This window comes from Bifidobacterium sp. ESL0790 (assembly GCF_029395435.1).
In the GTDB taxonomy this organism is placed as follows: Bacteria; Actinomycetota; Actinomycetes; order Actinomycetales; family Bifidobacteriaceae; genus Bifidobacterium.
Genome location: NZ_CP113915.1, coordinates 114,610 through 128,291 on the forward strand (window position 1 = coordinate 114,610; position 13,682 = coordinate 128,291).

5 protein-coding genes and 3 rRNA genes are annotated in these 13,682 nt (G+C 59.0%); 5 read left to right on the forward strand and 3 right to left on the reverse strand.

The features are described from left to right. The first annotated feature begins 340 nt into the window (after window positions 1-340). Together otsB and ilvA are read left to right on the forward strand one after the other, a co-directional pair. Entirely contained in the window at window positions 341-2,992 is a 2,652-nt protein-coding gene (gene otsB, locus OZY47_RS00385; protein ID WP_277177989.1) for a trehalose-phosphatase, read from the forward strand. 215 nt (window positions 2,993-3,207) lie between these two features. After that, the gene (gene ilvA / locus OZY47_RS00390) at window positions 3,208-4,473 is read left to right on the forward strand and encodes a threonine ammonia-lyase (protein ID WP_277177990.1); all 1,266 of its coding nucleotides are present in this window, start codon (window positions 3,208-3,210) and stop codon (window positions 4,471-4,473) included. 161 nt (window positions 4,474-4,634) lie between these two features. On the opposite strand, the gene OZY47_RS00395 is transcribed toward ilvA, so the two are convergent. Continuing rightward, entirely contained in the window at window positions 4,635-5,060 is a 426-nt protein-coding gene (locus OZY47_RS00395; RefSeq protein WP_277177991.1) for a pyridoxamine 5'-phosphate oxidase family protein, read from the reverse strand. A 129-nt stretch (window positions 5,061-5,189) separates the two neighbouring features. Further along, entirely contained in the window at window positions 5,190-5,948 is a 759-nt protein-coding gene (locus OZY47_RS00400) for a Sir2 family NAD-dependent protein deacetylase (RefSeq protein WP_277177992.1), read from the reverse strand. A gap of 969 nt (window positions 5,949-6,917) precedes the next feature. On the opposite strand from OZY47_RS00400, the gene OZY47_RS00405 reads away from it, so the two are divergent. From OZY47_RS00405 to rrf, 3 genes are all read left to right on the forward strand, one after another. Continuing rightward, a 16S ribosomal RNA gene (locus OZY47_RS00405) occupies window positions 6,918-8,442 on the forward strand. Window positions 8,443-8,863: 421 nt separating this feature from the next. Beyond that, window positions 8,864-11,932 (forward strand): 23S ribosomal RNA (locus OZY47_RS00410). Between the two features lie 170 nt (window positions 11,933-12,102). After that, a 5S ribosomal RNA gene (gene rrf, locus OZY47_RS00415) occupies window positions 12,103-12,219 on the forward strand. The 16S, 23S and 5S rRNA genes sit together here, the layout of an rRNA operon. A gap of 450 nt (window positions 12,220-12,669) precedes the next feature. Here the strand turns inward: rrf and OZY47_RS00420 are convergent. Beyond that, on the reverse strand, window positions 12,670-13,662 hold the full coding sequence (locus tag OZY47_RS00420) for an alpha/beta hydrolase (protein WP_277177993.1): 993 nt from the start codon (window positions 13,660-13,662) through the stop codon (window positions 12,670-12,672). Between the last annotated feature and the right edge of the window lie 20 nt (window positions 13,663-13,682).

Below are 13,682 nucleotides of genomic sequence, written 5' to 3' on the forward strand. Positions count from 1 at the left end.
TCATGCGATACCCCTAGTGGCACCCTCATTGATACCTGCAAAGATTCCGACGACACCCTGACAAGGGGTTCCGTTGATACTTCACCGACCCCTAGGTGGTACCCGCTCCACCACCCTTGAAAAACCCTTGCTATACACGGCCTTGTGAGAAGTAGTTCACAAACTACACGCGATTAACTTATAATAAAGGTATAAATGTGACCTGTTTCGACTGGGAGCGCAGGTCGTGATGTGGTTTCGCGCAGTGCGTGCCGCCGATCGCGGCCGGGGATGTCTGGTTCTCTTGCGGCTCGTGTCAATCCGGGTTGTCGGTTTCGCTGATGAAATGTGAGGTGTCGGGATGACTCGTTTGATAATCGTTTCCAACAGGCTGCCTATGTCGCTGTACGCCAGGCCTGACGGGACGTTTGCGCTCAAACAGAATATCGGCGGTCTTGCCACGGCCATCGGCCCTTACCACAAGGCCCACAACGATTGCTATTGGTTCGGCTGGAGCGGCATCGACCCGCAGACGCGCAGCAAGGAGGAGGTCGAGGCCATCACCGCCGAGTTCGAGCGCCAGCGTTGCATCCCGATTTTCCTGAGCCAGAAAGAGATTGACGGCTATTATGCCGGTTACTCCAACGACACGCTGTGGCCGCTGTTCCACGATTTCGCGCACGAGGCCAAGTTCGACCCCGAGACGTGGAAGGTCTATACCCAGGTCAACGAGAAGTTCGCCGACGCCATCGCCGAGCGTCTGCGCCCGGACGACACGGTGTGGATTCAGGACTACCACTTGATGCTCCTGCCGAGCATGCTGCGCGCCCGCTTCCCCAAGCTGCGCATCGGCTGGTTCCTCCATATTCCCTTCCCGAGCCCCGAGATCTTCCGTCAGCTGCCCAATGGCCCGGACTTGCTGCGCGGGCTGTTGGGCGCCGACCTGCTCGGCTTCCACACCGTCGATTTCTGCGCCAATTTTATGGCCGTCGTGCAGATGCTGCTCGGCCTTGAGGTCGGGGAGAACGGTCGCGTCGCCGTCACCAACAAGATCCTCGGCATTCCCGAACCCGCCTCATCCGAAGGGCAGAAGTCCTCGGCCGGCGCCTCGCCCGATAAGCCCTCCAGCACGGATTCCGCCGACACCATCGCCGCCAAGGCCGCCCAAGTCCCGAAGCGCTTCGTCACTATCGACGCCTTCCCGATCGGCATTGATTACAACCTCTACCGCCGCACGTCTCACTCGAGTCTCGCCAAGGCCATGCGCAACGGCATCGAGGCCGCCAGCGGCAAGCGCACCCGTCGACTCAAGACCTCGCTGACCGCAGAATCCCAAGCCGCCCTCGAGGCCAGGTCCACCGGCAGCCAGATCAACACCGACAGCCAAGACGAGCTTCCCGAGGTGGCGCTCGCCCAATCCGTCGCCGCCAACGGCAAGAACATGCCGAATAAGGACGTCGTCTCGGTCGATCGCCTCGACTACACGAAGGGCCTGCCCGAGCGTCTGCGCGCCTTCGCCCTCATGCTCGACCGCTACCCTGAGTGGATCGGCCACGTCACCTATTACCTGCTGGCCACCCCTTCGCGCGAGGACGTCGAGACGTACCGTCGCCTCAAGGACCAGGTCGACCAGCTGGTCGGCGAGATTAACGGCAAGTATTCCCTGCTGTCGTGGACCCCGATCCACTACATCACCCGTTCGCTGCCGATCAAGCCGGTCTGTGGCATCTACGCGGCCGGCGACGTCGCGCTGGTCACCCCGCTGCGTGACGGTATGAACTTGGTCGCCAAGGAATACCTGGCCTGCCGCGATGGCCGAGATGGCGCGCTGGTCCTCTCCGACATGTGCGGTGCCGCCCGCGAGCTCGCCGACGCCTATATCGTCAATCCCTACGACATTGACGCGGTATGCGAGGCCCTGCATTCGGCTCTCACCATCAACCCGGACGAGGCCAAGCGCCGCAACAAGACCATGCAGACCCGCCTGCAATACCGCACCGCGTCCCTGTGGTCCACCGAGTTCCTGAGCACGTTGCACCAGGTGAGCGAGCCAACGCTGGCCGACCGCCGTCTGGAGAGCCTGCAGCGCGACAAGCTCGTCGACCGCTGGGGCAAGTCCCAGCACAAGCTGCTGCTGCTCGACTACGACGGCACGCTCACCCCGCTCGTCCGCACACCCGACCGCGCCAAGCCCAAGCGCCGTCTGCTCAACCTGTTGCGCCGCCTCGGCTCCCAGCCCGACGTCGACCTTTATATCGTCTCCGGCCGCGACCGCGACACCATGGAGAACTGGCTGGGCGACCTGCCTGTCGGCCTCATCGCCGAGCACGGTGTCTGGCGCAGCGATGTCAAGCAGATCGACGCCAAGGAAGATTCGTATCTCGCTAAATCCACGTCGATTACCGGCCCGTCCGGCCGTGTCTGGCGTCGTGCCACCAACCTTCCCGATCCGGCCGTGTGGCGTCCGATCATCGAGGGCATCATGGAGGAGTCGGTCGCGCGCGTGCCCAAGTCCTTCGTCGAGCACAAGTCGAGCACGTTGGCCTGGCATTACCGCCGTTGTGACCAGGCGCTCGCCGCCACCGAGCGCGAGAACCTGCTGCGCAAGCTTCACGAGGTCTGTGGCAAATACGGCCTGATGACCATGGAGAACTCGAAGGTCGTCGAGGTCTGCCCCGTCTCCATCAGCAAGGGCCTGGCCGTCGTGCCGCTCGCCCAGAGCGACCGCTACGATTTCGTCCTTGCCGCCGGCGACGACACCACCGACGAGACGATGTTCGCCGCCGTTCCCGATGACGGCTCCATGCAGAGCAGCTTCCATCCGCGCTCCTCGCGCCCCGACGACGTCGGCGTCCTCGCCCAGATCGACACGGCCATCTCCTCGTGGACGATCAAGATCGGCGCGGGTGGCACCAAGGCCCGCACCCGCATCGCCGACCCCGCCGAGATGCTGCGCCTGCTGGGCTACCTCGCCACCGAATCCGATGCCGTCGCCGCTGAGAAAGGATTGTGAGGGCTTGCGTGGCCACTTTTTTCTAAGCGTCAAAAAGTGGCCACGCAAATGAACATCGTTAAAATCATAATCGTTGAAATACCAACGATTATGATTTTTTATTGGCTTGAAAAATGTTACATTGGTGGCCACTTTTTAAAATTTCCTAAAAAGTGGCCACGCGTTTTATGAACAACCCGCCACCTTATTCGTCTTCCCTGTCTTAAACTGCGCTTATGGAACAAGCAGACGTCATCAAGGCATTGCAGCACGATCACGCGGCCGAGCTCAAAAAGGCCGCCAAACGACTCGAAGGTACGGCCCATCACACCCCGATCACCCCGTCCCCGGCGCTGTCGCAGGCCACGGGTCACGAGATTCTCCTGAAGCCTGAGAACCTCCAGGTCACCGGTTCCTTCAAGATTCGCGGTGCCTACAACAAGATTGCCTCGCTCTCCGACGACGAGCTCGCGTGTGGCATCGTCACCGCCTCCGCCGGCAACCATGCCCAGGGCGTGGCCTACGCCGCCCGTGAGCGCCATGCCAAGGCCACCATCGTCATGCCCGAAATCACCCCGCCGCTCAAGGTTGATGCCACGAAGTCCTACGGCGCCAACGTCGTCCTGCATGGCGACCTCTTCGATGACGCGGCAGCCTACGCGGCCGAACTCTCCAAGCGCGAGGGCATGATCTACGTCCCTCCATTTGACGATTACGAGGTGCTTTGCGGCCAGGGCACCATCGGCCTTGAGATCCTTGAAGACGTCCCGAACGTCACCGATGTCGTCGTCCCGCTGGGCGGCGGTGGCCTCGGCTCCGGCGTGGCGCTTGCCATCAAGACCTTCAAGCCCGAGGTCCGCGTTATTGGCGCGATTCCCGAGGGCTCGCCCGCGTTCAAGAACTCGTTCGCGGCCGGCACCGTCGTTCCCGCCGACAAGGTGGTCACCTCCGCCGAGGGCGTCGCGGTCGGCCATCCCGGCGACCTCACCTTCGCGATCCTGAACGAGTTTCTCGATGACCTGGTCACCGTCTCCGAACGCGACATCAACGAGATGATCCTTCTGATGCTCGAGAAGCACAAGCTGGTCGTCGAGGCCGCCGGCGCGGTCTCCCTGGCCGCGCTCGAACACTTGAACCTGCGCTCGCGCGTCTTCGCTTCGGCCAAGGGCAAGCACGTCGTCGTCCCGATCATCTCGGGCGGCAACATCGACACCGTCACCATCGGCGCCGTCATTCAGAAGGGCATGATCGCCCGCGGCCGCATCATGAATTTCGAGGTCGAGCTCCCCGACACCCCCGGCCAGCTGGTCAAGGTCGCCCAAGTGCTCGCCGCCGCCCGCGCCAACGTCATCCAGCTCGACCACGACCAGTTCAAGGCCTCCGGCCACTACACGGATTCGGTCTCGCTGGGCGTCACCGTCGAGACGAACGGCCCCGAGCACATCGCCCAGGTCTTCGCCGCCCTGAAAGAGGCTGGTTTCGACCCCAAGCGCATCTACTGAGGTTCGCGTTTCAGCAGTATGCAATGAAAGAGGCCTCGCCGTAGCATTAAACCGCGGCAAGGCCACATTTTTATTACCTTTGTATTTGGTCTTTCACATATGGATTTCCAATACTCGCGAAACTCGCCTGACCATATCAAGGCGATTCCGCGACGGCAAGGTTAATCAACGGCAAAAATATTGATATTGCCAAGGTCCTTGGTTACGGTTGCCAAGCTAAAGCTGATCTCATACAGCAGCAGGTTCCCGTCGGCCGCGCGCAAAGTGTTCGCGTAGTCCGGAATTTTGGCGATGAATTTGTCCGCGATCTCATCGATGCTTTTCCTGCTTGGTCGAGCAATCCCTTGTGCCTTCACATGCGCGTTGCCGCCATGGGGAATGGTCGTAAAAGCGACACGAGCATTCGCCTGCATTTCCTTGACTTTGTTATTGTCTTTAAACGTCGCAAAGTAAAGGATGTTGTCGGCAGGTTCGAAATAAAAATTGACGATCCGCACGTCCGGAATATCGTCGACCGAAGTGGCCAGCGCCATCTCCGTCTGTTCCGCCAGAAGTCGGTAGAACTCTTCCTTCGTGTTCATGGACATTACCTATATCGCCTCCTTTAATTCAGCATTTTTTCATAACCGCTCATGGTTTCCGCAAAGGCGATATAAACAGGTTTCGTCGGCATCTGTCCACTCTTCTGTTTCGCTTTTGCTTTTGACCCGCGAATCCTACTTCTTCGCTTCGGCAATGGTCTCGTCCACCAGCTCCGGCAGCGCCTTGGCGATGTCGTCGTGGATGAGCCGTGTGGCGATGTTGTCGTACTGCGTGCGCCCCATGTTCATAATGGTCATCGGCACCCCGGCCTGCACGGCGATTGGCGCGAGCGACGCGGCGGGAAAGACCTCAAGCGTCGAGCCGATCACCCAGAACTCGTCGGCCTTGGCCACCCGCGCCATCGACTTCTCCATCGCGCCTTCGGGCAGCATCTCGCCAAAATAGACCACGTCGGTTTTGATGAGTCCGTTGCAAGGCATGTTCCCGCTATACGGCAGCTTGCGGTGGCAATGCGGATCCGGCTCGTTGTCCAGGTTCGCCATGATGTCGGCGGTGTCGTATTTCGCGTGGCACTTCATGCAGTGCGACGTCCCGATGGTTCCGTGCAGGTTCACGATCAAATCGCTGGAATTGCCGGCCTTCTCGTGCAGCGCGTCGAAGTTCTGCGTGGCGAGCAGCGTCAGCAGTCCCGCCTTCTCCAGCTTCACCAGCGCCTTGTGCGCCTCGCCCGGCTGCGCGTTCCACACCGGCGACGCCTTCTGCCAAGCCCACGAATACTCGCGCGCCTTCTTGTCGCTCATGAACGCGTCGATGTCGTAGACGCTCATCTGGTCCGGGTGCTTGGTCCACACCCCGTCAGGCCCGCGGAAATCAGGGATTCCCGCGGAGGTCGAAATGCCGGCTCCGGTCAATACCGCAATCTTCTTAGTCATATATATAGCCTTACCACGTCCGCCTCGCCCGCGCAGACTCATCTTGCCATTTTGCCCAGTTCCTTCGAACAGCGAGCAGACAATTAGGAGTGCATTCAGTTCAGGGTCGGAATTCTTCGCAGCTCCGAAGGCATAGCTCGCTACGTCATTCTGCGGGCGTCGTCTTTCGTAGGCTTCTATATAACCCAGCAGACTTGGATAGACGCTTCGTCAAGATGGGCGTGAGTTGATTCCTGTTGGTTCTGCCGTAATCTCCGTTCGATCCGTTCTGCCAATCTGTGCTCGGAATCCTACCGCTCGTTGCCGCAGTTCGCGCCTCAGCAATGAATACGCAAACTTCCTGCTTCCTATATAAGAAGTAAGAGAAGTATTAGAGACATATATGTATTAGAGACCGGCATGCATATGAGGACGTCGTAATTGCCGGGGCTTAAATGCCATTTGCTAGGGCCGTAAGACATTATTCCCGCACCGCCTAGTTGCGATGGCATGAATATCAACGGAATGCGAGTGTAGGCGCTCCTTTTATTTGGCATGACATGCTGATTCTCACTAGTTTGAACTTTGCATTTCAAGAATTTAGGTCTACACTGATTGAGACACAGTAAATATGCGCATTGGCAACACGCCGAGGGAACCGCATCACTGCAACGGTTCCTAGCTCTTTTGCGCCCTTTGATTTGCGCAAACTCCGAAAGTCGCGTATATTTACATCTTGCTGCTCAGCACGGCAACTTCAACTCCCAAGAGTTTGAAATTGCTTGTTGGTGTGGTGGTGGTTTGAGAACTCAAGAGCGTGTTTGTACTACTTTTTTTAAGCTTTTTTGATTGCCAGTCCGGCGCGTGCCCCGTTTTGGGGTGTCCTAGGGGGCTTAATTCGTGTCGGGGTTTTTAGTGTGGACCATTCCCCCTTATGGAATGGTTCCGTCGATTATTATGAGAGTCATTTGTTTGGTTCTCTTCGCATTTTTTGTGGAGGGTTCGATTCTGGCTCAGGATGAACGCTGGCGGCGTGCTTAACACATGCAAGTCGAACGGGATCCGGAGTGCTTGCACTCCGGTGAGAGTGGCGAACGGGAGAGTAATGCGTGACCAACCTGCCCCATGTTCCGGAATAGCTCCTGGAAACGGGTGGTAATGCCGGATGTTCCGCGTGATCACATGTGATCGCGGGAAAGGGTTACCGACATGGGATGGGGTCACGTCCTATCAGCTTGTTGGCGGGGCAACGGCCCACCAAGGCTTCGACGGGTAGCCGGCCTGAGAGGGCGACCGGCCTCATTGGGACTGAGATACGGCCCAGACTCCTACGGGAGGCAGCAGTGGGGAATATTGCACAATGGGGGGGAACCCTGATGCAGCGACGCCGCGTGCGGGATGAAGGCCTTCGGGTTGTAAACCGCTTTTGTTGGGGAGCAAGCGAGAGTGAGTGTACCCTTCGAATAAGCGCCGGCTAACTACGTGCCAGCAGCCGCGGTAATACGTAGGGCGCAAGCGTTATCCGGATTTATTGGGCGTAAAGAGCTCGTAGGCGGTTCGTCGCGTCTGGTGTGAAAGCCCATCGCTTAACGATGGGTCTGCGCCGGATACGGGCGGGCTTGAGTGCGGTAGGGGAGACTGGAATTCCCGGTGTAACGGTGGAATGTGTAGATATCGGGAAGAACACCAATGGCGAAGGCAGGTCTCTGGGCCGTCACTGACGCTGAGGAGCGAAAGCGTGGGGAGCGAACAGGATTAGATACCCTGGTAGTCCACGCCGTAAACGGTGGATGCTGGATGTGGGGCCCATTCCACGGGTTCCGCGTCGGAGCTAACGCGTTAAGCATCCCGCCTGGGGAGTACGGCCGCAAGGCTAAAACTCAAAGAAATTGACGGGGGCCCGCACAAGCGGCGGAGCATGCGGATTAATTCGATGCAACGCGAAGAACCTTACCTGGGCTTGACATGTTCCGGATCGCCTCAGAGATGGGGCTTCCCTTCGGGGCCGGTTCACAGGTGGTGCATGGTCGTCGTCAGCTCGTGTCGTGAGATGTTGGGTTAAGTCCCGCAACGAGCGCAACCCTCGCCTTGTGTTGCCAGCGGGTCATGCCGGGAACTCACAAGGGACCGCCGGGGTCAACTCGGAGGAAGGTGGGGATGACGTCAGATCATCATGCCCCTTACGTCCAGGGCTTCACGCATGCTACAATGGCCGGTACAACGGGATGCGACACGGCGACGTGGAGCGGATCCCTCAAAACCGGTCTCAGTTCGGATTGGAGTCTGCAACCCGACTCCATGAAGGCGGAGTCGCTAGTAATCGCGGATCAGCAACGCCGCGGTGAATGCGTTCCCGGGCCTTGTACACACCGCCCGTCAAGTCATGAAAGTGGGTAGCACCCGAAGCCGGTGTCCGAACCCTTTTGGGGCGGAGCCGTCTAAGGTGAGACTCGTGATTGGGACTAAGTCGTAACAAGGTAGCCGTACCGGAAGGTGCGGCTGGATCACCTCCTTTCTACGGAGAATTCAGGCCACTGTCTGGTGGCCGGTGTCGGACCGCCATGGGACGTTCCCATGGGCCTGGTCCTGCTGGTGTGGAAGAGATCATTGAAGTCTTATGTGGTATGGGCATGCTTTTGGGCTCCCGGATCGCCACCCCGGCCGTTTGGCCGGTGCGATTCGATGCCTTCCATGGATGGGCGTCCCCGGATGGGGTCCCTGATGTGGTCGTGCGTGGTGGCTTGAGAACTGGATAGTGGACGCGAGCAAGAATTTATCTTGCTTTGTTAGATGCAATTTTATAGACCGGTCTCCGATTCTTTTTGGATCTGGGGATTTGGTCGATCGTTTTGTGATCATTCTATTGTGTGATGATGTGTTGTCCAGGATTTTTTTCGCATTGGTCCTTGCGGCACGCAACCTGTTTGTGTGGGTGTGTGTTGCTGGTAAGGGCGTATGGTGGATGCCTTGGCAGACAGTACCGATGAAGGACGTGTGGGGCCGCGATAGGCCTCGGGGAGCCGCCGACAGGGCTTTGATCCGAGGATTTCCGAATGGGGGGACCCGCCAGCCGTCATGGGCTGGCACCGCGTTCGCGCGGGGGGTACGCAGGGAAGTGAAACATCTCAGTACCTGCAGGAAGAGATATTCCGTGAGTAGTGGCGAGCGAAAGCGGATCAGGCCAAACCGGTCGCGTGTGATAGCCGTCGGGCGTTGCGCGGCCGGTGTTGTGGGACGTCTTGTCCGGTCTCCGATGGGGCCGGCGGGAGTTAGAAAGAAGCGTGTGAGGCGAACGGGATTGAATTCCCGGCCGTAGAGGGTGATGGCCCCGTAGCCGGTCCCGCGCTTCCTCCCGATGGGCGTTCTCCCAAGTAGCACGGGACTCGTGGAATCCCGTGTGAATCAGCCCAGACCGTTGGGTAAGCCTAAATATACCTGTCTGACCGATAGTGAACGAGTACCGTGAGGGAAAGGTGAAAAGCACCCCGGGAGGGGAATGAAACAGTTTCTGAAACCATGCGCCTACGAACCGTCGGAGCCTCCTTGCGGGGTGACGGCGTGCCTATCGAAAAATGAGTCTGCGAGTCAGTGGCACGTGGCGAGGCTAACCCGTCGTGGGGGAGCCGTAGCGAAGGCGAGTCTCAAAAGGCGTTTGAGTCGCGTGTCCTGGACCCGAAGCGGGATGATCTAGCCCTGAGCAGGTTGAAGCGCGGGTAAGACCGCGTGGAGGACCGCACCCACCTAGGTTGAAAACTGGGGGGATGACTTGGGGCTAGGGGTGAAAGGCCAATCAAATTCCGTGATAGCTGGTTCTCTCCGAAATGCATTTAGGTGCAGCGTCGCGTCATTGCCCCCGGGGGGTAGAGCTACTGGATGCTTGAGGGTCCGTACAGGATACCGACAGCAACCAAACTCCGAATACCCGTGGGGTCTACCGCGGCAGTGAGTCGGCGGGGGATAAGCTCCGTCGTCGAAAGGGAAACAGCCCAGACCGTCGTCTAAGGTCCCCAAGCGTGTGCTAAGTGGGAAAGGATGTGGAGTCGCATAGACAGCCAGGAGGTTGGCTCAGAAGCAGCCACCCTTGAAAGAGTGCGTAACAGCTCACTGGTCTAGTGGTTCCGCGCCGACAATGTAGCGGGGCTCAAGCACGCCACCGAAGACGCGGCAGTAATTGTTTACTGGGTAGGAGAGCGTTCCGTCCTGGGGCGAAGCGGCCATGCAAATGAGCCGTGGACCGGGCGGAAGCGAGAATGCAGACATGAGTAGCGAAAGGCGGGTGAGGATCCCGTCCGCTGGATGACCAAGGGTTCCGGGGCCACGTTCATCGTCCCCGGGTGAGTCGGGTCCTAAGGCGAGGCCGACAGGCGTAGTCGAATGGATGAACGGGTTGATATTCCCGTACCGGCGCAAGACCGACAGGACCGAAAGTCGGGTACTAACCTCCCGCCTCACCGAGGCCTTCCTTCGGGTTGGCTGACGTGTGGTGGTTGGGACAGACCTTCCGGTAGGTCAGCGCAGGAGTGACGCGATGGGAGAGCCGGCCGCGGCGGTGGTAGTCCGTGGCCAAGCGTGCAGCCAGTACCGTAGGCAAATCCGCGGTGCGATATGGCGAGGCGCGATGGTGGGGCCCGTTGGGGCCGAATCCGGTGGTTCCCGTCGCCGAGAAAAGCTTCGGCGTGAGGGCTTGCGGCGCCCGTACCGCAAACCGACACAGGTGGTCAGGTAGAGAATACCAAGGCGATCGAGCGAATCCTGGTCAAGGAACTCGGCAAATCACTCCCGTGCCTTCGGTATAAGGGAGACCCGCTGCGGTGAAGGGCTTCGCGCCCGGAGCGGCGGCGGGTGGCACAGACCAGGGGGTAGCGACTGTTTACCAAAAACACAGGTGCATGCGAAGGCGAAAGCCGCTGTATATGCACTGACGCCTGCCCGGTGCCGGAAGGTTAAGAGGATCCGTCATCCCTCCTTGTGAGGGGGCAGCGGTGAATTCAAGCCCCGGTAAACGGCGGTGGTAACTATAACCATCCTAAGGTAGCGAAATTCCTTGTCGGGTAAGTTCCGACCTGCACGAATGGCGTAACGACTTCCCCACTGTCTCGACCAGGAGCTCGGCGAAATTGCAGTACGAGTAAAGATGCTCGTTAAGCGCAGAAGGACGAAAAGACCCCGGGACCTTTACTATACCTTGGTATTGTCATTAGGTCCGGACTGTGTAGCATAGGCGGGAGGCTTCGATGCGGTGGCGCCAGCCATCGTTGAGCCGAAAGGTGAAATACCGCTCTGTCCGGATCTGGTGTCTAACCTCGACAAGTCATCCTTGTCAGGGACAGTGCCTGGCGGGTAGTTTAACTGGGGCGGTTGCCTCCCAAAGGATAACGGAGGCGCTCAAAGGTCCGCTCAGCCCGGTTGGCAATCGGGTGTCGAGTGCAATCGCACAAGCGGGCTTGACTGTGAGACTGACGGGTCGAGCAGGGACGAAAGTCGGAGATAGTGATCCGGTGCCGGCGCACGGGCGCGGCATCGCTCAACGGATAAAAGGTACCCCGGGGATAACAGGCTGATCATTCCCAAGAGTCCATATCGACGGGATGGTTTGGCACCTCGATGTCGGCTCGTCGCATCCTGGGGCTGTAGCAGGTCCCAAGGGTTCGGCCGTTCGCCGATTAAAGCGGCACGCGAGCTGGGTTCAGAACGTCGTGAGACAGTTTGGTCTCTATCCTCTGCGCTCGTTGGAATATTGAGGAGACCTGCCCATAGTACGAGAGGACCTGGGTGGACGAACCTCTGGTATGCCGGTTGTCACGCCAGTGGCACGGCCGGTTGGCTACGTTCGGAAGGGATAACCGCTGAAAGCATCTAAGCGGGAAGCCTGCTCCGAGATCAGTATTCCTTGGGACCTCGAGTCCCTGTAGGCCCCAGGTTAGAACACCTGGTCGATAGGCCGGACGTGGAAGCCCCGCGAGGGGTGGAGCTGACCGGTACTAATGGCCGAAAGGCAATCACACAACCCCATCCTTTGGTGGTGGGGTCCGTGGGGCATCCTCTGCGATTGATCTCCAGACAGCACTAGCACTCTGGAATCCACACAAGACATGCATCCAACATCGCGTCCGCTGTCCGGTCCCCAAGCCGCCACATCCCACGGAGCCCAGCGCTCCGCGCATAACCAAAGATTTGCGGCGGCCATAGCCCAGGGGAGACGCCCGGTCCCATTCCGAACCCGGAAGCTAAGGCCTGGCACGGCGATGGTACTGCACCCGGGAGGGTGTGGGAGAGTAGCCCGCCGCCGCATTAACACTTCAGGGAGGCCCCGGCCGGATCCACACGATCCGCCCGGGGCCTTTCCGCACACCCGCGGGGCCACGGGCGCGTCCGGGGCCGCACGCCATAGGCGGCGTCCCCCCCCCGCCGGAACCACGCGGGCCACACGCGGGCCACCGGCGGCCCGGCCCCCGGTCCTAGGCGCCACAACCCAACCCAAACCCGATTTCCCGCTCTAAGCAGCTGGTAGGCGCGTGGCACGCTTCATGATCTTCGTGACCTGATGCGGGAGGGACGAATGTTCGAGGAGAGATATTCGTCCAACGCCTTAGTTGGTCGTAAAGCCGCTTCCGATAATCTGTGGCCAACATATGCTCTAAGAGTCAAAAGCCAGCGTTGCGTGGTAGCCTCTGAGGTCATCGATGATCTGCGAGCCGCAGCAATCAATGTGTTCCGGGATTATTGCTGATGGTTTTCAGTCTCAAGGTTGTTCGGCCGTGAAGTGGTCTAGGCCATATCGAAAACCGTCGAGCAAGAACTTGGTGGCTTCTTCGGAGATTTCCGAATGGGGCACGAGGGCGTCAAAAACATGGAACGCTCCAGGAAACACGCGGAACCTGGTTTCGACTCCGGCATCTGCAAGACGTCGCATAAACGAGACGGTCTCATCATGGAACGGTTCGATATCCCCGACGAAACTTAAAGTCGGCGGCAATCCGGCCAGATCTTTGGTTCGGGTAGGCGCCGCATAACTCGGTACTGAGTCTGTTCCTCTGAGCCTTCCCAGATACATGTTCCAACACAATCTGTTCGAGGCGGTATTCCATACTGGGGCATCGTTGTCACGTGAACTCGGGGTCTCTCGGTCATCAAGCATGGGGCAGATTGGTACCTGGAACGCTATATTTACATCTCCCCGGTCCCTGGCTAGCAGACTTACGGCTGCGGTGAGGCTTCCGCCAGCACTGGCGCCGGCGACGACAAGTTGATTGGAACGTATTCCGAGGGCGGCGGCGTGCTCCTTCATCCACAACAAGGTCCAATAGCAATCTTCCAAGGCCGCGGGATAGAGCGCCTCCGTCGATTTACGATAATCAGGAGCCACCAGCACGGCACCCGTCGCGTCCACGATCTTCTCAAAATAAAAAGCCTCAAGTTCCGGATTCTCCAACGCGAAACCACCGCCGTGAATCCACAGCAGACCTGGAGCGTTGAAGGCCCTTCCTGGGTTATGAAATCTCATGCCTTTCTGCTTCCGGGGTCGATATACGCATATCCGAAGCAGCGAGCCATCAGGCCGACGAAGATGATGCTGCTCGTAATGAAGATGGGTGTAGTTGACACCTTTCAGCAAATCGGTCACGCGATTGGCCCAGACGATCGACGACGGCGTGAAGTATGGCAAGACCCTGCGTACCAGTTTTCCCATTGGACGCAGTTCGGGGTTGATCATCTCGTCGCTGATATGTGTCATTGGTCGACCTCGCTGAATCT

Coding starts and splice junctions, on each gene's coding strand:
- otsB (WP_277177989.1), top strand. CDS start 341: ATGACTCGTTTGATAATCGTTTCCAACAGGCTGCCTATGTCGCTGTAC.
- ilvA (WP_277177990.1), top strand. CDS start 3,208: ATGGAACAAGCAGACGTCATCAAGGCATTGCAGCACGATCACGCGGCC.
- OZY47_RS00395 (WP_277177991.1), bottom strand. CDS start 5,060: ATGTCCATGAACACGAAGGAAGAGTTCTACCGACTTCTGGCGGAACAG.
- OZY47_RS00400 (WP_277177992.1), bottom strand. CDS start 5,948: ATGACTAAGAAGATTGCGGTATTGACCGGAGCCGGCATTTCGACCTCC.
- OZY47_RS00420 (WP_277177993.1), bottom strand. CDS start 13,662: ATGACACATATCAGCGACGAGATGATCAACCCCGAACTGCGTCCAATG.